Here is a 23,199-nt window from a genome sequence, read left to right on the forward strand (position 1 = left end):
ATTACAATAAAAATATAATTATTCCTGTGCTGTATTTACCCTAAATATAAAATAATAATAATGTGCCAATAATACCACACCCATAAACGCTTTTAAATGAATACTTTTCGCTAAAAATATACCTATTAATAAAAGAACTGTCACCATTGCAAGAAGTGATATTTTTCTCTTTTTAGTCATACTTTTGTTTTCTACATAACTTTCAATATACTGTTTATATATCTTGGTATTTTTAAACCATTCATTTACTTTTGTTGAGCTTTTTGCAAAACAAACTCCTGACAACAATAAAAACGGTGTCGTAGGCAAAAGCACAATGAATATTCCTATTATTCCAAGCGCAAGTGATATGAATCCTATTGTTAGTACTATATATTTCATATGCTCTCCAATTCTGTATAATATATATTTATAAAAATGTATATTCTCTAAAAAAATATAATCTTAAAAGTCTACTAATATTGTTAAATTTCAACTTATCAAAATTTGTCTTAAAAGCGTATATTTACGTCATTAGTATATAATTTCGCTTATATCATTTTAATACACACATTCAAGATATATTCGTCTGCCTTGTTCTGAGATTTCTATAAAACAAATTGTATCTGTTCAATACAAAAAATTAATTTCATAACTTATATAAAAATAATTATATATAATTCTATAAGTAAATCATATTGTATAAATATCTATATTTTTAATTATGACACTTTTTTCAATGCCTTAGAAAATCTTACAATAGCATCATTTATATCTTCTTCATTAGGTTCTCTTGATTTTTCTCCGGAGCTTATCATTTTGTTGAGTATCGGTTTAGGCAAAAATAGAGGCGGTTTTGTTTTAAGCTTTTCGAGTAATTTCGGATCTACAAGTCCGTTATAAATACCTACTTCTATAAGACAGTTTGATTTGTCTGCAAGCCTGTTCATATTTTTTATAACATCCTGTCCATGTTTTGATGATGGATCTGCACCTAAGGTTGCAAATAGCGCAATATTTTTATTCTTTATATTTTTTATAAATTTTTTTGCCAATGAGTTGGCTGTACCTTTATCTATCCAAAAACCCACAACCAAAGTATCATAATCATCAAGTATGCTTAAATCTTTTATATTGTCCATATCTTCTATATTCAAGTCGTATTCATCTTTCAGACCTTCATATATTCCATAAGCCATCTTTTTCGTGTTTCCCGTCTTACTTGAATATATTATTAAAGTTCTCATATTTCCTCCTAATAATAATTTTTGTCTTATTTTTTCAATTAACGATATATTTTTATAAATTTATAATCTCAAATCGAAAAAGTTTATATAAATATATCATTATCCTGTTTTATAAATAAACAAATTCTAAATTATTTACGAAAATTTTTATTCTATATCATACCGCAAGTACATATTTTTGATTTTCTAAATAACCCACTTTGAGATTTATTCCATACATATTTTGTATGCTCTCTTCACATATCACTTTTTGCGGATCACCTTGGAATATTATTTTACCTTTTTTCATTCCTATTATCTCGTCACTGTAATGAATAGCTTGGTTTATATCATGCAATACCATAACTATTGTCATACTATATTCCTTATTTAGCAATTTTATCAATCTCAATATCTCTATTTGATATTTCACATCAAGATATGTTGTAGGCTCATCTAAAAATAATATTTGAGGTTTTTGTGCCAACGCCATGGCTATCCAGGCTCTTTGTCTTTGTCCCCCTGACAGCTGTCCTAAATGTCTGTTGCTCAATTCTTTTAAATTAGTTACTTCCAATGCCCAATTTATTATTTCTTTGTCTTTGTCTGTTTGTGTTTGAAAATGTTTATAAAACGGTATTCTTCCATAAGAAACGAGTCTTTTCACAGGCAAATCAGCAGGAGCTGTGTTATATTGATGAACTATTGCTACTTTCTGTGCAAATTCTTTCAACTTTATATCCTGAACATTTTTTTCTTCAAGTAGCACTTGCCCATGTCTTGCTTTTAAATTCTTTGTCAACAATTGAAATAGCGTAGATTTTCCGCATCCGTTAGCTCCAAGAAGTGTGGTTATCTTCTTATTTTTAATTTCAAAGGAAATTCCGTTTATAATATCTTCTTTATCATATGCAAAATATAAATCATTGACTCTCATATGTGCCCTCACTTTTTCTAAGCAGGATTATGAAAAAAGGTCCACCGAATACCGACATAAATACTCCTATCGGTATTTCAAAAGGCATTATTATCATTCTGCCGACTGTATCTGCAAGCAACATCACAAATGCACCTAATATTATAGAGTACGGTATTAATACTCTATTGTCATTACCTACCAACATTCTTGACATATGTGGCACAATAAGCCCTATAAATCCTATCACTCCTACTACGGCAGTTGATATTCCTATAAGTAATAAAGATATTGCCGATATATATATTCTCAATCTGTTTACATTTATTCCCAAACTTTTTATAGTTTTATCTTCTAAAGCTAACAGGTTGCAACGACCTGAAAATATTAATGCGAGCAACATACCGATACTTATATAAGTTGACAATAATGATACGTCTTTCCAAGTTTTTTGAGCTATATTTGCATTTACTATGGCGGTAACCGAATTTTGGCTGCCTCCGCTCATAGCGTTTATAGCATTTAAAAGCCCTACAAATACTGCATTTACAGCCACACCCACAAGTATTACTCTAAGCGGTTTAAGTCCATCTTTCCAAGAAAGTGTATAAACTAAAATACAAGCCAGCACTCCACCTATAAAGGCAAAAAGCGGAGATAAAAAATAAAGCTTAGGAAACATAAACGTAACAATCATAGATATAAAACTTGCACCTGATGATATTCCTATAGTACCGGGATCTGCAAGCGGATTTTTCATAACCGCCTGAAACATAACTCCAGACACTGACAGTCCCGCTCCTGCAAGTATAGCTACCAATATTCTCGGAAATCTCAAATCATATATTGTAGCAAATTCTTCATCATATTTTATAAATAATCCGTTAAAAATTTGTGTATAAGTAAGGTTTATACTTCCGCTTCTTATTGCAACAAATAGTAGAATTATCAGTAAAATTATTAGAAAAATAAAAGCAAAAATTTTTTTTAACACAAAACACCTCTTTACTTTTCATAAAAAATCTCGTCTAATATTTTTAGTCCTTCTTTATAAGCCATTGTTGCCGACATTCCGAAATACTTGTTGTCCAAATTATATACTCTGTTATTTTTTACAGCGTCAAAGTGTTTCCATATATCATTTGTTTTAAATTCTTCATCAAACTCGTCCATAATTTCTTCCGACATAGTGTGGGAAGTTCTCAATATTATATCAGGCTGCATTTTTACAAGTTCTTCCGTATTTATTGGCAAAAATTCTTCAACGTCATCTTTAAAAATATTTATTCCGCCTGCAAGCTCCACCATATTGCCTACATAAGAATTATTCGTAGCAATTACATACGAACCAGGTAAACCCATAAGCACGAGAACTTTAGGTTTTTCTTTATCTTTTCTCTTCTCTTGATAATCTTTAAGCAAGTTTTCATATTCATCTCTGAGTTTTTTTGCTTCTTCTTCTTTTCCATATTCTTTTGCCACTTCGTCTATTGAATCATACATAGAGCTGACACTTGACATATTCAAAAATCTATATGGCAGTTTTGCTTCTTTATATTGTTCCTCCAAAAAGCTTTGTAAAGATGTAGGACTGAACACTTGTGTAGGTTTAAGAGAACGCATTATTTCCATATCAGGCCCCATAGGCATACCTACACGAGTTACACTTTCATATCTTTTTGGCAGTTTAAATGACTTCGTATCGCATATACCAACCAAATCCAATCCCAACAAATCTGTAATCTGTGATATGGCAACAGATGTAGCTATTATTCTCGTCTGCGTTCCTGATTGACCTTGTGGTTTTTGGTGCTGATCTACACAACCGGTCATAATCATACATATAAGTACAATCATTCCTATAAATCTCTTTTTCATAACTTTCCTTTCCCTGATTATCAATATTAATTATCTTTCAAATTTTATAAAAATATTTTATACCGATATATTATATCTGCTACTTTTATTTCCATTGAAAAATAATGATTTCTATGTTTTTAATAATAAACCGAGTAAATTTAAAATCAATATTAATTTGTTTAGATTTAAATAATATATCTAATTTATGTATTCGCAAAAAGATACTCTTCCAAATTATGAAGAGCATCTTTCATTTTAATTATTCTTCATCAGTAGAAGGTGCTTTTGTAGTCATCTTCTGTGAATTAAATTCCTTCGCCCCTTCTTTCGCATCTTTACTGCTCATTTGGGCAAAAAAATGTTATATCTCTGCCCATAGGGTCTACATATGCCGATATTTTTATATATGCTTCATTTGTAGGCACTTCAAATTTTATATCTTTTGTCTTTTTCTTTTTATCTTCTTTTACTACTTTAAATTTTACTTCTTTATATTTATCATCTTTTACATTTTTCACTGATATTTTATAATCTTTGCAAACATCCGCAAGTCCTATTTTTATAGTTAAAGTCTTTGTTTTACCTGTATTGTCCAAAAGAGAATACTTGCCCAATATAGATCTGCTCATTCCATCTCCGATAGCTTTTTTGCTCTTGTATTTAGGTTGACCTTCTTTTATTTTCAGATCTTCCAACTCTTTAGTTATAGGATTTTCGTATTGAGCCGTATTTTTTACAGAATATACTTTGCTTTCTAAATCTTGAGCATTTATATTTAATACAAAAATCGTAAAAATAAAACTTAAAGCTATAATGCTTGATAATATTTTTTTTAACATAATCTCTCTCCTTTTCTTATATTATATAAATAGTGCGAACTCTAAATATCAATATAAAAAACTATAATAAAATCTAAAAAATAAACTTTTATACTGCAAGCTCATTAATTATTACTTTTATTTTTACTATTTATTTTTCAAGTGAACTCCAATCCAATTTTATTGCCGCATCCGGTTTTATTCCTCCTAAAGAGTTCATAACATCCACTTCTATCTTAATATATATAAAATCTGTACCGATCTCTACAGGAAATGCTATTGTCTTCGGATAGCTCTTTACATCATCGGTATCAAATGCTTTATCATTATACTTATCCGTGATTTCAACTGATTTTAAATTACCTGTATTTTTATCTGTCAAAGATTTATAATAATCTTCTTTGCTTCCGTAATACCAAGCATTTTGCAAATGTCCTTTTTGCTCACCAAAACTTTTTAATGCCATAGGTTTGGTAACTAAATACAATTTAGCTTTACCATTTTCAACCTTTAACATCGCCTTATGCTCTATAGAGTCATTTGCCATAGACAATTCACTTGGAGTATCTTGACCTTCCGCTTTTAACATACCTACAGAAATTTTATATTCTCCGTCTTTTAAATTTTTATAATCTACTTTTTCAGTGTGTTTTTTATCTGCTTTTTCAAGAATTTTTTCTTCCTTTTTATCTTTTGTTATATTATCTTGAACTGTATCTTGCTCCTTAAGGTCATTTATAGCACTGACTATATTGGAGTAAGCCCAATAGTTTATGCTTACATCTTTCGGTATCACAAGATTGCCGTTCATTTTCTTTAATTCTTCTATTGCTTTAGGTCTGCCAAGCACATCGTTTAATATGCTCGCTATCTCTGCTCTTGAAACTTTCTTGTCAGGTTTGAATGTACCGTCAGGATAGCCCGACATATATCCGTTTGAAACCATTATTTCTATGTAATCTTTATATTCATTTTTTTCAATATCTGAAAATTTTTTGCTTACTCCATCTTCTTTTGTAAGATTATATGCTTTAACTATCACACTGCAAAGTTCAGCTCTGCTCATATCATCTTTTACGCTGTACTTACCTCCATTGTCGGAGCTTATTATATTTTTTGTTCTGAGATAGTTTACGCTGTCATATGCCCAATTTCCTTTTTTTACATCTGTAAATTCTACATTTCTATCTATTTGTTCTCCATCTCTTATAAGATTTGAAATCATAACGGCAACTTCGGCTCTTGTGACTACCTTTGCAGGATTAAAACTGCCGTCAGGATAGCCTTTCATATATGCTTTATATGTATAATTAGACGCGAATGCACTTCTTTGAAATCCTAAGCTTATTATCAATGACAATGTCAACGCCAATTTCCTTCTTGCTGTTTTTTTCATAAAATCCCTCCCATTTATAGCAAGTCAATTGCATAATAAAAAAGCAAAAAATTTATTATAGATTTCTCAATAATATTTTTAATATAAAATTAAAAACTATATTTTTCAATATCATCTTTTATTATCTTGTTTAATTTTATATCATATACTATAAATTGTCAATTGTAATTTCATATCTAAATATTGAAATTATCAAATATATAATAAATCAAATTGAAAATTTACAACATATAATAAAAATTATTATATTAACGCTTATAAAAATCATCAAACAATAAAAAAATATTCAAGCTTTATATAAATAATCTAAACTTTTATACCGAATACTATTTGAATATAAGATATGTTCAAATATTTTAACAATCAATTATATTTCAAACAAAACGATAGAACATTTTAACAATTTATGATATAATTCTAAGCAATAATTTAAAATTAAAAGGGGTAATTGAAATGGCAAATGTATTTGATACTCTAAAAGAACGAGGTTTTATAGCTCAAACATCGCATGAAGATGAATTAAGGGAGTTATTTGCAAACGAACGTGTAACATTTTATACAGGATATGATGCAACAGCCGAATCTTTACATGTAGGGCATTTTTTACAGGCAATAGCCATGAGACATATGCAGCTTGCAGGACACAGACCTATCGTTTTATTAGGCGGAGGTACTACTATGGTAGGAGATCCGTCTGGAAGAACGGATATGCGTAAAATGCTTTCAGAAGATGACATTAACCATAATGCCGAAAGATTCAAAGAGCAACTCTCCAGATTTATAGATTTCAGCGAAGATAAAGCCATATTGGAAAACAACGCAAACTGGCTTATGAAACTGCAATATATTCCTTTTTTAAGAGAAGTTGGCGCAGAATTTTCTGTAAACAGAATGTTAACCGCTGAATGTTTTAAAAGCAGAATGGAAAAAGGTCTTTCATTTTTGGAATTTAACTATATGATTATGCAAGCTTATGATTTTTACAAACTGAATCAATTATATGATTGCAAAGTTCAATGCGGTGGAGATGATCAATGGTCCAATATACTCGCAGGCGCAGATTTAGTTAGAAGAAAATCTCAAAATAAAGCATATGCTTTGACATTTAATCTACTTACTACATCAGATGGCAAAAAAATGGGTAAAACAATGTCAGGTGCATTATGGCTTGATAAAGATAAAACTTCACCTTATGAATTTTTCCAATATTGGAGAAATATTGAAGATGCATCAGTAGAAAAATGTTTAGGTCTACTTACTTTCTTACCTATGGATGAAGTCAGAAGACTCGGTAGTTTGGAAGGCAACAAAATAAATGAAGCAAAAGAAGTTTTAGCATACGAAACTACAAAACTTGTCCACGGAAAAGAAGAAGCTGATAAAGCTTTAGAGGCTGCAAGAGCAATATTTTCATCAAACAGTGTATCACAAAACGCTCCTACAACTCTTGTTGATAAAGATAAGCTTGATAACGGCATAGATATATTGGAATTATTAAAAATGACTGCTTTAGCACCTTCATCATCTGAAGCGAGGCGTCTTGTCGAACAAGGCGGTATAACGGTAAATGACGAAAAGGTTACAAGTAAAGACTTCAAAATAAATTCATCTATGCTAAAAAATGACATAATAATGATAAAAAAAGGTAAAAAAACTTTTCATCAGGTAAAAGTTAAATAATTAAATCAAAAACTAATATAATTTTATGTAGGATCTCTGACACAAAACTTTTAATTTATTATTGATTTTTATATTTTTTTATGTTAATATATTAAATGTTGATTTTAGTTAATTGAGAATAATGGAGGTGTTATATATATGGCATTTGTATGCGAAGTATGCGGAAAAGGAACTACAACAGGAAACAACGTGAGCCACTCAAATCGTCACACAAGAAGAAAATGGAAACCTAATCTTCAAAGTGTTAAAGTTATAGTTAACGGAGCGCCAAAAAGAGTAAGAGTTTGCACAAGATGTTTACGCTCTGGAAAAGTTCAAAGAGCTGTATAATAAATGAGACTGCTGTAAGCAGTCTTTTTTATTATAAATTATTAAGCTAATCACATTATTTTAAAAGCGTATAATTTCAGAACACAAAAAATGCAATCACCTCTCTAATCAAACACATTTTATTCAGCATTTTTATAATATACCTATTTATAATAGTAAACTACATTAAAAATTTTTCTTTAGTCAAAATAAAAATTTATTGTAGTATATGCAATATATCTTTTCAAGAGAAAGTAAATAATTTCGTATAAATTTAGGTAATAGTATAAACACAACAATTTTTAAATAAGAAAGGTTTTATAAACAATGGGAAAATTAGGCGATAATTACTGTAAAACTCTGAATATAACAAATGACAGAATAAGCCTTGATGAAATACAAAGAAGTATTATCAAAAAATACAGAAAAGATATATGGTCAAAATTTACAAAAGCCGTAAGAGATTACAACCTCATATCTGAAAATGACAAAATTGCGGTAGCCATATCAGGCGGAAAAGACTCTATACTCATGGCAAAATTATTTCAAGAACTACAAAAACATGGCAATATAAAATTTGATGCTGAATTTGTAGTAATGGATCCCGGATATCATAAAGATATAAGAAAACTCTTGGAGGATAACTGTAAATATCTTGATATACCTATAAAAATATTCGATACAGATGTATTTGCAATTGCCGACAAAATAGCAGGCGACTATCCTTGTTATATGTGTGCAAAGATGAGAAGAGGCGCTTTATACAACATTGCCAGAAGCCTTAATTGTAATAAGCTTTCGCTTGGACATCATTTTAATGATGTCATAGAAACCACAATGCTAAATGTATTATATGCCGGCTCTTACAAAACCATGCTTCCAAAGTTAAAATCAAAGAATTTCGACTCAATAGAATTAATACGTCCACTTTACTATATAGAAGAAAAAAACATAATACGCTTCACTCAAAACGCAGGTATCAACGTACTTAACTGTGCATGTATGGTGGCTGCAAAAAAAACAGGCTCAAAAAGATATGAAGTAAAAGATTTAATAGAAGAAATGAAAAAATCCAACCCTAATGTAGATAAAAATATATTTATGTCAGCTCAAAATGTTTATACAGACTGTATTTTAGGGTATAACTTAGATGGAAAATCACATAGCTATTTAGAAAATTATTAGAGGAGTCTTTATGCAAAATGAAATTATCTCACTAAAAAATGATGATAAACTGCTTGTAGGCTTATCATGGGAAAATTTTTCCAACGGCGAAGAAATAGATTTTGACCTGCTGGCTATAATGTTGGATAAAAACGAAAAATTTCTTAATAAAGCCGATTTAATTTTTTATAACAACTTATTTTCAAGAACAGGGGCTCTATTTCACACAGGAGACAACAAAACAGGAAACTCCGAAGCTGATGACGAAGTCATACTCGTAAATCTTGCATCTATACCGAGTAGTATAAGACACATAAAATTTGCAATATTAAATCAATCACAGAAGAAAAATTGTGGAAAAGTATCTTTTAGAATCGCTAAAATATCTGATATATTTGACACGAAAGGCGAGAATATATATTCTTATAGCTTTGATGACAGTAACTTCTATCTTATGTATATATTTGAAATAGAAAAAAACGAAAAGAATTCCATAATAAACATAAAATTAAAAAATATAGATGACCCTATTGAAAAAATATTAGAATCTTACAGCATAAAATCTGAGCAATTTAAAGTTTAATTCTAAAAGTTAATATAATAACAGATATTTCTATTTTTAAGAATTTATTAACTAATACTATTTTCTAATAAAATTATGGATAACTTGTATAATTATATAAAATTAATATACATAGTCTACCAGAAAAATTAATTGCTATGATTTTCCATTATTCTATAAGATTTTAGTATAAGCAAAATTAAGTATACTTAAAATAAATAACTTATATAAAGTTTATACGTTAATTAAACAGATATTAGTATAATATAATAAAAAACGGCTATTCATCAATATTTTATTTCATCGATGATAGCCATTTTTTATTTAATGAATAAGTCCTATTAACTCATTTTATACTAATACCTGATAAAACAAATGAATATTTTCAACTTATAATCATCAAAAAACGAATTATTATTTTTTATAATATAAATTAGTCAAATAGGTATTAGTATTAAATAAATCATTATTTCTGTTTTTGTTTTATCACTGCCTGTGCCGCCGCTAATCTTGCTATCGGAACTCTATATGGTGAACAAGATACATATGTCAAACCTAAAGCGTTGCAGAATTCTACTGATGAAGGATCTCCTCCATGCTCTCCGCATATTCCGAGTATCAAATCAGGATTTGATTTTCTACCGTCTTCTACTGCCATTTTCATAAGCTTACCTACTCCTATTTGGTCAACTTGTTCAAACGGTGCAAAATCAAATACTTTTTTATTGTTATAATCTGCAAGAAATTTGCTTGAATCATCTCTTGAAAATCCGAATGTCATTTGTGTAAGGTCATTTGTTCCAAAGCTGAAGAAGTCCGCTTCAGTTGCTATCTGATCTGCTGTAAGTGCAGCTCTTGGTACTTCTATCATAGTTCCTATGAGATATTCAACTTTTTCGCCCTTTTCTGCAAAAACCTTATTTATTTCATCTACCATTTGTTCTTTTACAAACTTAAGCTCATTTACATGACCTACAAGCGGTACCATTATTTCAGGTTTTATATTAGGAACTTCGGATTTTATTTCTATAGCTGCCTCTATTATTGCTCTTGCCTGCATTCTTGCTATTTCAGGATAGCTTACTGCAAGTCTGCAACCTCTATGTCCAAGCATCGGATTGAATTCTTCAAGTTCGATAACTCTATCTCTTATGTCTTCATAAGAAATACCCATTGAATTCGCTATATCTTGTAAATCTTTTTCTCCTTTAGGTAAAAATTCATGTAGTGGAGGATCAAGTAATCTTATAACTACCGGATATTCTCTCATTTCTTTGAATATTCCATAGAAGTCTTCTCTTTGCATCGGTAAAAGTTCATTTAAAGCTTTTACTCTTTCTTCCAAAGATCTTGATATTATCATTCTTCTAACTGCCGGTATTCTGTTTTCACTGAAGAACATATGTTCAGTTCTGCAAAGCCCTATACCTTCAGCACCGAATATTCTTCCTTGTTTTGCATCTCTTGGTGTATCAGCGTTAGTGTAGACACCTAAACATTTTACTTCGTTTACCCACTCCATAAACTTGCCGAATTTTCCTGATAACTCAGCTTTTGCTTTTGCTATTTTTGCATCATATACTGCTCCTGTTGAGCCGTCAAGTGATATTTCATCGCCTTCTTTAAACACTCTGTCGCCTACTCTTAAAGTTTTTAATTCTTCATCCACTCTCACTTCGCTACATCCTGCTACACAGCATTTTCCCATTCCTCTTGCAACAACCGCAGCATGTGATGTCATACCTCCTCTTGAAGTCAATATACCTTGAGAGCATACCATACCTTCTATATCTTCCGGAGAAGTTTCCTGTCTTACAAGCAACACTTCTTCACCTTTTTTACTTGCCTCAACAGCCTCTTCTGCATGAAAATATATCTTTCCTGATGCAGCACCCGGTGATGCAGGTAAACCCTTTGTAAGCATAGTAGCTTTTTTAAGTGCCTCTATCTCAAATGTAGGGTGCAATAATTGATCCAATTGTTTAGGCTCTACTTTCATTATAGCTTCTTCTTTTGTTAGAAGTCCTTCTTCAACCAAATCAACTGCAACATTTACTGCTGCTTGAGCTGTTCTTTTTCCATTTCTCGTTTGCAGGAAGAATAATCTTCCTTCTTCTATTGTGAACTCAATATCTTGCATATCTTTATAGTGATTTTCCAAGATATGTGTTGTATCAACAAATTGCTTATAACAATCAGGATTTATTTCCTTTAATGTATCAATACTCTTTGGAGTTCTTATACCGGCAACTACATCTTCACCTTGTGCATTCATCAAAAATTCGCCAAACAGTTTGTTTTCTCCTGTTGCAGGATTTCTTGTAAATGCAACACCTGTTCCTGATGTTTCTCCTTTATTACCAAAAACCATAGATTGAACATTTACAGCTGTACCAAGATCATGAGATATACCGTTTAAGTTTCTGTATACTATTGCTCTGTTATTATTCCAAGAAGAAAATACAGCTTCAACCGCTTTGTATAATTGCTTTTTAGGCTCTTGAGGAAAATCTTCTTTCATCTCTTGTTTATAAACTTCTTTAAATTGTTCCACAAGTTTCTTCAAGTCATTCGCATCAAGCTCCGTATCTTGAGTAACACCTTTGTTTTCCTTCATATTATCCAATTTTGTATCAAAAAGTACTTTAGGTATTCCTATTGCAACATCAGAAAACATTTGTATAAATCTTCTGTAAGAATCGTATGCAAATCTTTCATTATTTGTTGCTCTTGCAAGCCCTTTTACAGTTTCATCATTAAGACCGAGATTAAGTATTGTATCCATCATTCCGGGCATTGATATAACTGCTCCTGAACGAACTGAGAATAGTAAAGGATCGTTGGCATCTGAAAATTTTTTGCCCTGCAATTTTTCTACTGTCTCCAAGTGTTCATCAATTTCTTTTAACAATTCATCCCAAAGTTTTTTATCTTCATCATAATATTTAAGACAAGCTTCTGTAGTTATTGTAAATCCTTGTGGCACCGGTAATCCTATGTTGGTCATTTCTGCAAGATTAGCACCTTTTCCGCCAAGCAAGCCTCTCATTGACATATTGCCTTCTTTAAAGTCATAAACATATTTTTTTGCCATTATAACTCCTCCTAAATGTTAAATAATCTGAATATTCCAAAAACCGGTCAACTATCAGCTTTTAACAAAATAATTTTATAAAAATAGTATTAAAAGCCATATAATATAACTTATATTATTTCATTATCTATCTTTACCCCATTTCTTTTTAAATAGGAAATTACAATCTCTGCTGTTTCTTCTATGGCTTTATTTGCAACATTTATAATAGGACATCCTATCTTTTTCATTATCGTTTCAGCATAATCAATTTCTTCAAGTATTCTATTCATATCTGCATAACTTGAACCTGTCGGCAATCCAAGTGCATTAAGTCTCTCTGTCCTTATTTCATTGAGTTTTTCAGGAGAATTTGTAAGTCCTATTACTTTTTGTGCCTGTACCTGATATATTTCTTTTGGAGGTGTAGACTCCGGCACCAAAGGTATGTTTGCCACTTTTATATTTTTATTGGCAAGATACATAGATAACGGTGTCTTTGAAGTCCTTGATATTCCAAGTATTACCAAATCCGCCTTTAAAACCCCTCTCGGATCCTTTCCGTCATCATATTTGACCGCAAACTCTATAGACTCTACTCTTTTAAAGTACAAATCATTCAGCTTTCTGAGCATACCTGTCTTATCAAGAGGAATAAGCCCTGTTATATCTTGTATAGAAGATACTATAGGAGACAATAAATCTATCTCTTTTATATTCTCTCTCGATGCAAAATTCTTTATTTCACTTATTATTTGTTTATGTACTATAGTATATAATATAATAACATTTTTGTGAGATTTAATTTCTTCAAATATACTGTCTAACATAGATATATCAGTAACATACGGAAACTTTCTCGTTATAAAACCGTTAGCCTCAAACTGTGACATTGCAGCTTTTGCAACATGCTCAGCAGTATTACCGAGAGAGTCCGAAAGTATGAATATATTTAAGGTATCCATTCAAATAAGTTCCTTTCAAACAAGCTTAAATCAATATAATATTTATATTCGGAAATCTATTTCCTTTATATAAATATATAATTTTTTGTCTAAATTGTCAAGATATATTCGGCTTTTATAGCATTTTTTATTTTTCCAAATTCTCTATAATTGAATATCTATAATTGCATTTTTCAAGATAATATAAAACACTTAAAACTTGTATACTCTAATACTAAAATCTTATAGAATAATGAAAATTTATAATAGTTAATTTTTGCAATAAACTATCTATATTGATTTAGGTTTGCAATATAATTTATCCATAATTTTATTATAAAATAGTATAAGTTTATGCTACTATCTAATAAACATTTTTTAATATAATATTCAAATATAACATATTAAACTTGATAAAACTGTATATGAAAATTATTTTTAAAATAACCGCTTGACAAGAAAATTTTAAAATGTTAATATTAGACGCATAAACCTTTGAATAAGAATAGTAGGTACATAACAATAACTTACAGAGAGCTGTGGTGGCTGAGAACATAGCAGATATGTATATACCGAATGGACTTATGAGGGCGAACGAACAGGATTAAACCTAAGTAGCAATCGGACGGCAAACCGCAGTCGTTATTAAGCGGAGCGTATGACAGTACGTGTTAAAGGTGGATGCTTTTAGGCATCAATTTGAGTGGTACCGCAGGATATTTCGTCTTGTCTCATTGAATTATTATTTTCTATGAGATAAGACGTTTTTTATTTAATTATGAAAGGATTTAATAATATGAAAACATATCGTGATTTTTATAACTATTTAAAAAACTTTCCTGATGAAAAGGGATATTTCGGTGAATACGGAGGAATGATTTTACCTCCTGAATTAGTTCCTGCTTTTAAAGAAATTACACAGGCATATCTGGAAATCTGTCATAATGCACGTTTTATAAATGAATTAAGACGAATCAGAAAAGAGTTTCAAGGCAGACCTACTCCTGTTTATCATTGTGAGCGCTTATCTTCATTGCTCGGAAAATGTCAAATATATCTTAAAAGAGAAGATCTTAACCATACAGGCGCACATAAACTAAATCATTGTATGGGCGAAGGTTTGCTCGCTAAATTCTTAGGTAAGAAAAAACTCATTGCCGAAACAGGCGCCGGACAACATGGTGTTGCGCTTGCTACAGCAGCAGCCTATTTCGGTTTGGAATGTGATATATATATGGGAGAAGTTGACATAAAAAAACAGCACCCTAATGTAATAAGAATGAAAATGCTCGGTGCAAATGTAATTCCTGCAACACACGGTCTTAAAACATTAAAAGAGGCTGTAGACTCTGCATTTGAAGCATATTTAAAAGAATATAAAGATGCAATATATTGTATAGGCTCCGCTGTAGGACCTCATCCGTTTCCTATGATAGTTCGCGATTTTCAATCAGTTATAGGGATTGAAGCAAAAGAACAATTCAAAGAAATGACAGGTATTTTACCTGACATAGTTTGTGCAGCTGTAGGTGGAGGTTCTAATGCAATAGGAATGTTTGAAGCATTTTTGTCAGAACCGGTTGATATTGTTGGTGTAGAACCACTCGGAAAAGGAAATGGCATAGGAGAACATGCGGCAAGTATGAAATTTGGAAAAAAAGGTGTTCTTCATGGTTTTGAAAGTATGCTCTTACAAGATGAAAACGGAGAACCGTTGCCTGTGTACTCTATAGCAAGCGGACTTGACTATCCGTCTGTCGGACCTGAACACGCATATTTGAGAGAATGCGGAAGAATAAAATACGAAGCTGTGAATGATGATGAGGCTATGCAAGCATTTTTCTTACTATCCCGTTATGAAGGAATAATTCCAGCAATAGAAAGCTCACATGCTTTGGCATACGCAATAAAATATGCTAAAAATCAAAATTCAGGCTCTATACTTGTAAATCTTTCAGGTCGTGGAGATAAAGATATTGACTTTGTATATGAAAAATATGGTACAGGAGAGAAATTTTTAACAGAATTTATCAATAAGTAATTGTATGTATCATTTTATATTATTAACTGATTATAAAATAAATTTGATAAAAATAATATAAATAATGTATTAGGTTTATCATTTAAAAAATACTCTGTGTGATTGTATCAAAGAGAATTTATTACGTTTACTATAAAAATATGTCCGAAAAGTGGTAATTTATATTGAAATCATCACTTTTCAGACATATCCAATATTTAATCTTATGAAATCCACCAATTTCCATCCGGATTTTGATCTAATGAGCCTATCTCTTCAGACAATAAATTACCAAAAAAATCTTTGACAATCAATTTATGATAGTATTTATATTCATCAGTAGCACAATGTTTTTCATCGTCCCAGCCCTCTTCAATCCAAGCCTCTATAAATACTTTATCGTTATCAATCAGCAAAACACATTCATTAGGCTCCAACGGAAATTGAAATCTTTTAGGATAATAAGATACTATATACTCATCTTCACTGATAATATATACTTCATCTCCAATAATTTTCAGATTATACAGATTCATGTCACCTATATTCAACTCTGTTATTTTTTCAGGTAAATCTTCAGGTAAATATTTGAAAAGAGTCATTATATTTTTATTGAAATCCCCTTTCAAAAAATAATAAGCTCCTTTAGCATATATAGGTTTATCATAAATCACATTTTTTTCTTTTTCAAAAGGCTCATAAACTTTTCCATTCTCATAATCATAAAATATAATGTCAGAACCTTGACGTTCACCTTCTTTTTGCAATTCAAACATATCATAAAAACCAACGGTATCGCTAATACTATAACCAAGTCTTTTTTGACCGTAAATCATTTCAACATAATTTCCACATACTTTTTCAAATCTTCTAATCATATCACGCTCTCCTTTTGCAAAGATTAATTTGTCAATACTTTTTTATCTATGCCCAAGGATCTTCAGATTCAGGAAGTCTAATGTCGGAAAGACATTGTATGTCATTTATAAACCATTGACCTGTAGACGGTTTTTTACGAAGTTTTATCGGTCTTAGAGAATCAGCCCCTCCGCTTTTTACATAAAGTGTAGCCCAATTATCTTCAGGAAAAGAATATGGATTCTCTGTAACTGTTATTGTATATGGCATAGAAGGCGTATAATTGTTAGTTTTATAAGCTCCTTCAAAGAAAGAAAAAGTTTTATAATTTTTCCCTCTCAAGCGATCTCTTAAAAACTGTTTTGCCATCGGTGTAAGCGGATCAGGACCTCTCAAAAAATCTAACATTGCATGAGTTTCTTCAACATCGTTTTCATAATTACAAAGCACCAATAATGAAAGAGCAGCTGTTTTGTAAGGAGAATCCAATGTAGCTTGCGGAATTGTCTTTAACTCCTCAACATTTTTAGGTATAAATGCAAAAGTAAATTTTTCCATGTTTTACCTCCCTTATAGAATTATATTATATTTTAAAAGTTTCAATTAACCTATTTTAGTGATTATTGCAATTGCACAAGGCATTTTACCCTCAATTAAAATATACTCGACATTTTCAATATAACCTGCTGTTTTAAAAAATTCAATATACGATTTAAAATCAAATTGTTTCTTAAAATCAGCCCCTAAGTTTTTAAGCAAGCGAACAAACAGGTTAGTTTTTCCAACATTTTCATTATTTACATATGTAGGGATTATCACCTTTCCTCCATTTTTGCAAACTCGTATCAATTCTGTCAATGCCTCATATGGAAAATCAAGCAGATGTATTACATTTCCGGCAACAACCTTATCAAATTCGCCATCTTTAAAATTCAGACTCATTATATCAGCTTTTCTTATCTTCACATTATTCATATGTTTACAATTTTTCTTTGTCTGTTTAAGCATTCCATCAGAAAAATCAGTAGCTATAAGCTCTTTACATCTTAGAGCTATTCCTTTACTGAGCATACCTGTCCCACATGCACATTCAAGTATTCTGTCACTTGATTCAACCATGTTTGAAACTGCAATAACAAGTTTACAATTTACTTCTCCGTTATACAATTTTTCAAAAATATCATAAAATCTTGCAACTTTGTCCCAAAACATAGATTGTCCCTCCATTTAATATAAGACTCTTATATATAAAATACTGATATATTATCTTTAAAATGTCGGTTATTTCCCTCTACATTGAAATTTTATCAAATTCAATAAGCTTACTTAAAATTATAGTGCATAGCACTATAATTTTCAATATATAATTGCAATCTGTTATATATATTGATATACTTGTAAAGTAATGCAAATATTCAATAAAAATTATACGATACACTATCAAAATATAATAATAAAACATTATTGAATAATAAATAAGGAGTTTAAATGAAAAATAAGCAAATAATTGAGTTCAACATAGATGAAATGATATTTGGCGGAGAATCTTTAAATATCACAGAGTTTGACAAGAAAGTTACAATGAAAGGTGGCATTATCGGTCAAAAAGTGAAAGCAGTAATACAGAAAAAAAGAAAAGACAAAATTCAAGCTAAAATACTTGAAGTAACAGAAAAATCATATCTTGAAACAGAAGATGTCTGTAGTAATTTTGGCAGATGCGGAGGTTGCACCATACTAAGTGTAAACTATGAAAATCAACTGAAATTGAAATCAGAGCAATTATTAAAACTGTTTCACAAATTCGGACATACAGAAATAGAAAACATTGATGTAGTAGGAAGCCCTATACAACAAGAATACAAAAATAAAATGGAGTTTACATTCGGAAATGAAGAAAAAGACGGAGATTTACTTATAGGTCTTCACAGAAAAAATTCATCCATGAGTATAGTTGATGTAGAAGATTGCAAAATAATAGATGAAGATTACAGAAAAATTTTAAAAACAACAGGTGAATATTTCAGAAAACAAGGTCTTCCACATTATCATATAATGAGTCACGAAGGATATTTAAGACATTTAGTAATACGAAAAGGGATAAACACAGAAGAACTATTAATAAACATAGTGACAACAAGCCAAATAGATTTTGATTTAACAGACTATATTAATATATTAGCAAATATTGAATTAAACGGCAATATAGTTGGAATATTACACACTTTAAATGACTCTTTTTCAGATACAGTTACTCCGGAAAAAATTGAAATTCTATATGGCAGAGATTATTTTTATGATATATTGTTAGATAAAAAATTTAAAATTTCGCCATTTTCTTTTTTCCAGACTAACACAAAAGGAGCCGAAGTTTTGTATAAAACAGCTATGAATATGATCGCTGGAGAAAAAAATCTTATTTTTGACCTATATAGCGGTACGGGAACAATCGGTATAAGTATGTCTCAAAGAGCAAAAAAAGTGATAGGAATAGAGATAATCGAAGAAGCCGTCGAAATGGCAGAGAAAAATGCAATCGCAAATAATATAAGCAATGTTGAATTTATAGCAGGAGATGTAAAAGAAGAAGTCTCTAAATTAAGCGATAATCCAGAGCTTATCATATTAGACCCTCCAAGAGCAGGGATAAACCCTAAAGCTCTAAAAGATATAATAGATTTTAATGCAAAAGAAATATTATATATATCATGTAATCCAAAAATGCTCGTACAAGACTTGATAATATTGAAAGAATCTGGATATGAGATAAAAAATGTAAAAGGTGTGGACATGTTTCCAAACAGTTATCATGTGGAGTGCATAGCGTTGATACAAAGAGTGAAATCATAAAAATCCTGCATTTTAAGCAGTTTTACAAACATTATGTCTTTAATGAAGATGGCGAAGGTGGAAGAAAAAAAGTCCTGAAAAATTATATAGATGTGAATGTTTGCATTGATATGATGTGTGGAGATACAAAGAATTATGAAATATAAAGGTTTTAAGAAAGATTGATAATTTAGATATATAAAATACTTGTAATTTTAATAAATATATTTTTGAATGGAGAAGAGTACATGAGATGGTTACATTTATCCGATATTCATTACAATCCCGGAAAAGATGGGAGAAGCTCTGCGCAGTTAAGGGAAAAACTTTTATTATTTCTGAAAAATAAAAAATTAGAGGTTGATGAGATTTTTATTACTGGAGATTTTAGACATGCATTTTTTCAAAAGGATGAAAACATCCTGGAAGTAGCTAAAGACTCTGTTAAATATATAAAAGAAGTAGCAAAAGCTGTAGGAGTATCAAGCACAGATAATATTCATATTGTTCCTGGTAATCATGATTTAACGAGAGGCTCTAATGATGAACTTGATAATATAATTAAAAGTTACGATTATGATAAAGGTGATTTTAGTACAGAAGAACTTATTAAATTGCTGAATAGATTTGATTTTTTTAAGTTGGTATGCTGCGAACTTTATGGAGATAATATTTTTTATGATGAACTTATGAAAAATATTCATACCTATAGACTAGTACAAAATTATGTGCTTTTATATATGAATACATCACTTACATGTGGAAGAAGTGATGAAAGAGGTAATCTAGTTGTAGATAATTATCACCTGTATAAAACTCTTGAAGACATAAGTAAAACTTATTCAGATAAAAAAATTATTATTTTGGCACATCATTCTACAGATTGTTTTTCTAAAAAAGAACGAGAGGTTGTAGAAACTTTATTTAATGATTATCCTGTAAGTTATTATTTATGTGGAGATAGTCATGAGGTATGGATCAAAAAAATTAATAATACTATTGAATTAACAACAGGTTGTCTGGTGCAAGAAAAAGGTGTTGAAAATACATTTTGCATATGTGATACAGGTATAGGTATAGGTAAGATTACTTTTTATAATTGGAATACAAAGTTTTCTACTTGGAACGAATACCAGGCATTCAACGATTATATTAATAAGGTAATTGAAGACAAAAAAGACTTTATTAGTGGTGTGCCTTTGGTTGTTGATAAGGTACAAGAATACAACTTACCTAATTTAGCAGTGAATTATAGAATAGAAGAATCTAATTTAAAAGAACCTTTTAATATTTTAACCCAAAACAATCTATTATATATTTCTGGAATTAGTGGAATAGGAAAAACTTCTTTATCTATAAAGCTATCAGAGATGTTGAAAGAAAACAAATCCTTAAAATCCATATTTTTTATTAATGGAGCTCAAATAATTGAAGCTAAAAATTTGAATTCAGTATGTCTTGAATCAGGAAGTAAGATAAATTTGCTTGCAATTATAAAAGAAGGAAATTCTTTGTTTATTATTGATGATTTACAAATGGGTATTGAGGGAATAATGGAAGAATTTTGGAATGAAATAAGTAGTTCTAATAATAAAAGTACTTCTTACGTAATTGTAAATTCACAAATCAATTCAGAATTTTCGAAGAAGTTAAATATTCAATATAGGCAGAGTTTTTTAACGGAAACAGAACAGGTATCTTATATATTGAATTGGAGATTGCCCAAAGATAAAAAATGCTCTATTGAAACGGTTGAAAGAATAAAGAAAAATACCAATGGACATCCGCTACTGCTAAATTCTTTGAGAGCGTTGGTTTTGTATGACAATTCAAATTGGGAAGATATTGTAGAAGAAGAGTCGAATGATTTTATGTATCATGAGGTAGATAATGACAAATTTATTTCTAAAATTTTAAAACGGCACAAAGAGGTGCTGGAAAGAGAGCTATATTCAATAAAATGGATTAATGAAAAAAATATAAGTGAATCCTTATTGTCAAAATTAATAACTAAAGAAGGCATTAGAAAACTTGTTAGCAGGTCTTTTATACAAATAAATAACGATACAGTTAAAGTTCATGATATAATTTTTCGTTGTATTGATAATGGCGATTATAATGAGCAGTCTATAAAGAAATATGATTCAGATTTTTATAATAGATTCTATAGCTTTTTTAAAAGTCAGAAAAGTAAAAAATCTGGAGTTTATTTTAAAGCTTTACATCAACATGAAAATAAGATATTTGAATTAGCAAAGCATAAAAATGAACCTAGTGTTGAGTGGTATTTTTATTTACAGTCTTTTCCTAATGATGATATGAATGTCATTGATAATTTTTCGTTTGAAGATATGGATATGAATCAATTAGTTAAAAGCAAGGATTCAGAATATATAATAGGTACAGTTTTTGAAATTGTTGAGGGAGAATCAAGAAAAAATAAAGATTCATCAGAATATATATCAAAGATACAAGAGAGAATATTATTTTTAAAAACAATATTGGCTAAAGTTAATTCAAAAACAAATTTATATAGAAATATAGAACACCACTTGGGAAAGCTTTATCGTAATATTGGTGAGCTTGACGAAGCAAGAGAATATTTTGAATCTGTTCTTGAAAAAAAACCGGAAAGATATGAAACGAAACTTCAACTTATAAGAATATACAAATCAAAAGAAATGATTTCAAAAGAAGATGTGCTAAAAGAATATACTAATCTTATAGATGAATATATAAATGGTAAAGATATAAGCATGTCTGTAGTATTGGCTGCATATATGGAAATATACTCTTATGATAAAGTTGGTACAATTAAAAAGAAATATTTTTTAGAGTATTTTGAGCATTTCTTTAAGGCTGTTACTTCAGTAGCGGTAGAAACTTTTGATCTGCCATATAATACTTTAGCATTAACAATGAAATATTTTACCTATGAACATCCAGAAAAGGTTATATTATTCATGAATAGTATACCTGTTCCTTCAGTAGAGATGATAAATAAAAAGAATTACTTTGATATTGCTCAAATGTATAAGGAAGTAGGTAAAGCCATAATGTGGTCTGAAAAAAATTTTGAAAAGGAAAATGTGAATAATTATTTTATTACAGCAGAGAATTTTTACAATCTTATAGACTTAAAAAATAGTTATCGATGTGTACAACGTGTAGAGAATCTTATATTACTAAAAAAGTATGAGGAGGCGATAACAGTTTTAATGGATAATAAGTTTGAAAATGATGAATTTTGGAATTATCGAATAGGACAAGCAATGGCGTTTTCTTCTGGTTCAAAATATGACAAAGAAATGGTGTTGAAATACTTGCAAAAGGCAATTGATTTGTGCAAAAAAGAAAATTTTTTGTCCAGCTTTTATCATACAAAAGCGAACTTTTTAGCCGAAATTAAAGATTTATCGTCAGCATCAACTAGCTATCAAACTGCTTTGAATAAATGTAAATCAGAAAAATATATAAAACAGATTAAAGAAGATATGAAAAAATATGGTTTATTATGAATAAAACGTTCTAATTGGAAATTTTAGGGGAATATGTTTCCATATCT

Annotated in this window: 20 protein-coding genes and 1 other annotated feature; of the genes, 8 read left to right on the forward strand and 12 right to left on the reverse strand. The window is 29.9% G+C overall.

Annotated features, from left to right (window positions below):
* Nucleotides 1-18 precede the first annotated feature (18 nt).
* The 7 genes from HMPREF9629_RS04200 to HMPREF9629_RS04230 form a co-directional block, all read right to left on the reverse strand.
* Nucleotides 19-381, reverse strand: a complete 363-nt coding sequence (locus HMPREF9629_RS04200; RefSeq protein WP_009525108.1) for a YbaN family protein — start codon at nucleotides 379-381, stop codon at nucleotides 19-21.
* 320 nt (nucleotides 382-701) lie between these two features.
* Complete coding sequence (locus HMPREF9629_RS04205) at nucleotides 702-1,226, reverse strand: flavodoxin family protein (protein WP_009525109.1); 525 nt, start codon at nucleotides 1,224-1,226, stop codon at nucleotides 702-704.
* Between the two features lie 157 nt (nucleotides 1,227-1,383).
* Entirely contained in the window at nucleotides 1,384-2,142 is a 759-nt protein-coding gene (locus HMPREF9629_RS04210; RefSeq protein WP_009525110.1) for an ABC transporter ATP-binding protein, read from the reverse strand.
* Nucleotides 2,129-3,115, reverse strand: coding sequence for a FecCD family ABC transporter permease (locus tag HMPREF9629_RS04215; RefSeq protein ID WP_009525111.1), 987 nt, complete (start codon nucleotides 3,113-3,115; stop codon nucleotides 2,129-2,131). The genes HMPREF9629_RS04210 and HMPREF9629_RS04215 overlap by 14 nt, the downstream gene beginning before the upstream one ends.
* 11 nt (nucleotides 3,116-3,126) lie before the next feature.
* Nucleotides 3,127-3,999 (reverse strand): heme ABC transporter substrate-binding protein IsdE, encoded by an 873-nt coding sequence (gene isdE / locus HMPREF9629_RS04220; protein ID WP_009525112.1) that lies wholly within the window; start codon nucleotides 3,997-3,999, stop codon nucleotides 3,127-3,129.
* Between the two features lie 317 nt (nucleotides 4,000-4,316).
* A complete protein-coding gene (locus HMPREF9629_RS04225; protein ID WP_009525113.1) occupies nucleotides 4,317-4,820 on the reverse strand; it encodes a heme-binding Shp domain-containing protein in 504 nt (167 codons plus the stop codon).
* A 130-nt stretch (nucleotides 4,821-4,950) separates the two neighbouring features.
* Nucleotides 4,951-6,195 (reverse strand): S-layer homology domain-containing protein, encoded by a 1,245-nt coding sequence (locus HMPREF9629_RS04230; protein ID WP_009525114.1) that lies wholly within the window; start codon nucleotides 6,193-6,195, stop codon nucleotides 4,951-4,953.
* Nucleotides 6,196-6,648: 453 nt separating this feature from the next.
* On the opposite strand from HMPREF9629_RS04230, the gene tyrS reads away from it, so the two are divergent.
* From tyrS to HMPREF9629_RS04250, 4 genes are all read left to right on the forward strand, one after another.
* Nucleotides 6,649-7,875, forward strand: a complete 1,227-nt coding sequence (tyrS, locus tag HMPREF9629_RS04235; RefSeq protein WP_009525115.1) for a tyrosine--tRNA ligase — start codon at nucleotides 6,649-6,651, stop codon at nucleotides 7,873-7,875.
* 138 nt (nucleotides 7,876-8,013) lie between these two features.
* Nucleotides 8,014-8,205 carry a 50S ribosomal protein L28 gene (gene rpmB, locus HMPREF9629_RS04240; protein ID WP_009525116.1) on the forward strand — a complete coding sequence of 64 codons (192 nt, stop codon included), beginning with the start codon at nucleotides 8,014-8,016 and terminating at the stop codon, nucleotides 8,203-8,205.
* A gap of 306 nt (nucleotides 8,206-8,511) precedes the next feature.
* Nucleotides 8,512-9,369 carry a tRNA 2-thiocytidine(32) synthetase TtcA gene (locus tag HMPREF9629_RS04245; RefSeq protein ID WP_009525117.1) on the forward strand — a complete coding sequence of 286 codons (858 nt, stop codon included), beginning with the start codon at nucleotides 8,512-8,514 and terminating at the stop codon, nucleotides 9,367-9,369.
* 10 nt (nucleotides 9,370-9,379) lie between these two features.
* Complete coding sequence (locus tag HMPREF9629_RS04250) at nucleotides 9,380-9,931, forward strand: TerD family protein (RefSeq protein ID WP_009525118.1); 552 nt, start codon at nucleotides 9,380-9,382, stop codon at nucleotides 9,929-9,931.
* 445 nt (nucleotides 9,932-10,376) lie between these two features.
* On the opposite strand, the gene ppdK is transcribed toward HMPREF9629_RS04250, so the two are convergent.
* Both ppdK and HMPREF9629_RS04260 read right to left on the reverse strand, forming a co-directional pair.
* Nucleotides 10,377-13,004: a pyruvate, phosphate dikinase gene (gene ppdK, locus HMPREF9629_RS04255; RefSeq protein WP_009525119.1), complete on the reverse strand. Its 2,628-nt coding sequence runs from the start codon at nucleotides 13,002-13,004 to the stop codon at nucleotides 10,377-10,379.
* Nucleotides 13,005-13,114: 110 nt separating this feature from the next.
* Nucleotides 13,115-13,948 (reverse strand): pyruvate, water dikinase regulatory protein, encoded by an 834-nt coding sequence (locus HMPREF9629_RS04260; RefSeq protein ID WP_009525120.1) that lies wholly within the window; start codon nucleotides 13,946-13,948, stop codon nucleotides 13,115-13,117.
* 465 nt (nucleotides 13,949-14,413) lie between these two features.
* Nucleotides 14,414-14,659: a binding site (T-box leader), on the forward strand.
* A gap of 64 nt (nucleotides 14,660-14,723) precedes the next feature.
* Here HMPREF9629_RS04260 and trpB point away from each other — a divergent pair.
* Nucleotides 14,724-15,968: a tryptophan synthase subunit beta gene (gene trpB, locus HMPREF9629_RS04265; protein WP_009525121.1), complete on the forward strand. Its 1,245-nt coding sequence runs from the start codon at nucleotides 14,724-14,726 to the stop codon at nucleotides 15,966-15,968.
* Nucleotides 15,969-16,171: 203 nt separating this feature from the next.
* Here trpB and HMPREF9629_RS04270 read toward each other — a convergent pair whose 3' ends face one another.
* The 3 genes from HMPREF9629_RS04270 to HMPREF9629_RS04280 are packed head-to-tail and all read right to left on the reverse strand — an operon-like array spanning nucleotide 16,172 to nucleotide 18,017.
* A complete protein-coding gene (locus HMPREF9629_RS04270) occupies nucleotides 16,172-16,825 on the reverse strand; it encodes a hypothetical protein (protein WP_009525122.1) in 654 nt (217 codons plus the stop codon).
* Between the two features lie 46 nt (nucleotides 16,826-16,871).
* Nucleotides 16,872-17,363 carry a DUF6935 domain-containing protein gene (locus HMPREF9629_RS04275; protein ID WP_009525123.1) on the reverse strand — a complete coding sequence of 164 codons (492 nt, stop codon included), beginning with the start codon at nucleotides 17,361-17,363 and terminating at the stop codon, nucleotides 16,872-16,874.
* 45 nt (nucleotides 17,364-17,408) lie between these two features.
* Nucleotides 17,409-18,017, reverse strand: coding sequence for a class I SAM-dependent methyltransferase (locus tag HMPREF9629_RS04280; RefSeq protein ID WP_009525124.1), 609 nt, complete (start codon nucleotides 18,015-18,017; stop codon nucleotides 17,409-17,411).
* Nucleotides 18,018-18,293: 276 nt separating this feature from the next.
* Between HMPREF9629_RS04280 and rlmD the strand changes: the two genes are divergently transcribed.
* The 3 genes from rlmD (at nucleotide 18,294) to HMPREF9629_RS04290 (ending at nucleotide 23,152) form a co-directional block, all read left to right on the forward strand.
* Complete coding sequence (rlmD, locus tag HMPREF9629_RS04285; RefSeq protein WP_009525125.1) at nucleotides 18,294-19,655, forward strand: 23S rRNA (uracil(1939)-C(5))-methyltransferase RlmD; 1,362 nt, start codon at nucleotides 18,294-18,296, stop codon at nucleotides 19,653-19,655.
* Nucleotides 19,622-19,801 carry a hypothetical protein gene (locus HMPREF9629_RS11490; RefSeq protein WP_081466038.1) on the forward strand — a complete coding sequence of 60 codons (180 nt, stop codon included), beginning with the start codon at nucleotides 19,622-19,624 and terminating at the stop codon, nucleotides 19,799-19,801. Before rlmD ends, HMPREF9629_RS11490 begins: the two co-directional genes overlap by 34 nt.
* 81 nt (nucleotides 19,802-19,882) lie before the next feature.
* A complete protein-coding gene (locus HMPREF9629_RS04290; RefSeq protein WP_009525126.1) occupies nucleotides 19,883-23,152 on the forward strand; it encodes a metallophosphoesterase in 3,270 nt (1,089 codons plus the stop codon).
* The last annotated feature ends 47 nt before the right edge of the window (nucleotides 23,153-23,199 follow it).

The organism is Peptoanaerobacter stomatis, from assembly GCF_000238115.1.
Classification (GTDB): Bacteria; Bacillota; Clostridia; order Peptostreptococcales; family Filifactoraceae; genus Peptoanaerobacter; species Peptoanaerobacter stomatis.